General features: G+C 53.2%; 2 protein-coding genes. Both read left to right on the forward strand.

Annotation, left to right across the window (positions count from 1 at the left end; all coding sequences use genetic code 11):
- Positions 1–1,098 (forward strand): OB-fold nucleic acid binding domain-containing protein (locus FDW94_RS24155; RefSeq protein WP_249358452.1); only part of this gene is annotated, 1,098 nt, incomplete at its 5' end.
- Positions 1,099–1,110: 12 nt separating this feature from the next.
- Complete coding sequence (accA, locus tag FDW94_RS11455; RefSeq protein WP_003829164.1) at positions 1,111–2,070, forward strand: acetyl-CoA carboxylase carboxyl transferase subunit alpha; 960 nt, start codon at positions 1,111–1,113, stop codon at positions 2,068–2,070.
- Positions 2,071–2,106 lie beyond the last annotated feature (36 nt).

Here is a 2,106-nt window from a genome sequence, read left to right on the forward strand (position 1 = left end):
AAAGTGGTCGGGCTGGTAGATGAATGCTGGCGTATGGGACTCAAAATCCTGCCGCCGGATATCAACTCCGGGCTTTACCATTTTCACGTGAATGATGATGGCGAGATTGTTTATGGCATCGGCGCGATAAAAGGCGTGGGTGAAGGACCAATTGAAGCTATTATTGAGGCGCGTAACGAAGGCGGTTACTTCCGTGAGCTGTTTGATCTCTGTGCGCGCACGGATATCAAAAAACTTAACCGCCGGGTGCTGGAAAAGCTAATCATGTCCGGGGCGTTTGATCGCCTTGGCCCGCATCGCGCGGCGTTGATGAATTCGCTCAACGATGCGCTAAAAGCCGCCGATCAGCATGCAAAAGCCGAAGCCATCGGTCAGGCCGATATGTTTGGCGTGCTGGCGGAAGAACCGGAGCAAATTGAACAATCCTATGCCAGTTGCCAACCGTGGCCGGAGCAGGTGGTATTAGATGGTGAGCGTGAAACGTTGGGGCTTTACCTGACGGGACACCCCATCAACCAGTATTTAAAAGAAATTGAGCGCTATGTCGGAGGCTACAGGCTGAAAGACATGCATCCGACAGAACGTGGTAAAGTCACCACGGCTGCGGGGCTCGTCATTGCTGCGCGGGTAATGGTCACCAAGCGCGGCAATCGTATCGGCATCTGTACACTGGATGACCGTTCCGGACGTCTGGAAGTTATGTTGTTTACCGATGCTCTGGATAAATACCAGCAATTGCTGGAAAAAGACCGCATACTTATCGTCAGCGGACAGGTCAGCTTTGATGACTTCAGCGGCGGGCTTAAAATGATGGCCCGTGAAGTCATGGATATTGACGAAGCCCGGGAAAAATATGCTCGCGGGCTTGCTATCTCGCTGACGGACAGGCAAATTGATGACCAGCTTTTAAACCGACTCCGTCAGTCTCTGGAACCCCACCGCTCGGGGACAATTCCAGTACATCTCTACTATCAGAGGGCGGATGCACGTGCGCGGTTGCGTTTTGGCGCGACGTGGCGTGTCTCTCCGAGCGATCGTTTGCTAAACGATCTCCGTGGCCTTATTGGTTCGGAGCAGGTGGAACTGGAGTTTGACTAATACAGGAATACTATGAGTCTGAATTTCCTTGATTTTGAACAGCCGATTGCAGAGCTGGAAGCAAAAATCGATTCTTTGACTGCGGTTAGCCGTCAGGATGAGAAACTGGATATTAACATCGATGAAGAAGTGCATCGCCTGCGTGAAAAAAGCGTAGAACTGACGCGTAAAATCTTCGCCGATCTTGGCGCATGGCAGGTAGCCCAACTGGCGCGCCATCCACAGCGTCCGTACACCCTGGATTATGTCCGCCTGGCGTTTGATGAATTTGATGAGCTGGCGGGCGATCGTGCCTATGCGGATGATAAAGCTATTGTCGGCGGTATCGCGCGTCTGGATGGCCGTCCGGTGATGATCATTGGTCATCAGAAAGGCCGTGAGACCAAAGAAAAGATTCGCCGTAATTTCGGCATGCCAGCGCCGGAAGGCTATCGCAAAGCGCTGCGTCTGATGGAAATGGCCGAGCGTTTCAACATGCCGATCATTACCTTCATCGACACCCCAGGGGCTTACCCGGGTGTGGGCGCGGAAGAGCGTGGTCAGTCAGAAGCGATCGCGCGTAACCTGCGTGAAATGTCGCGTCTGAGCGTACCGGTAATCTGCACCGTTATCGGTGAAGGTGGTTCCGGTGGCGCGCTGGCGATCGGTGTAGGCGATAAAGTGAATATGCTGCAATACAGCACCTATTCCGTTATCTCCCCGGAAGGTTGTGCTTCAATTCTGTGGAAAAGCGCCGACAAAGCACCGCTGGCCGCAGAAGCGATGGGAATTGTTGCCCCGCGTCTGAAAGAGCTGAAGCTTATCGACTCTATCATTCCGGAACCGTTAGGCGGCGCACACCGCAATCCGGAAGTGATGGCTGCGTCCCTGAAAGCACAACTGCTGGCCGATCTCGCCGATCTCGACGTGTTAAGCAAAGACGATCTGAAAAACCGTCGTTACCAGCGTCTGATGAGCTACGGTTACGCGTAAACTGCATTAATTCCGAAAAGGGCCACAACGTTGTGG

Origin of the sequence: Citrobacter sp. wls757 (genome assembly GCF_005280935.1) — a bacterium.
GTDB lineage: Bacteria > Pseudomonadota > Gammaproteobacteria > Enterobacterales > Enterobacteriaceae > Citrobacter > Citrobacter portucalensis.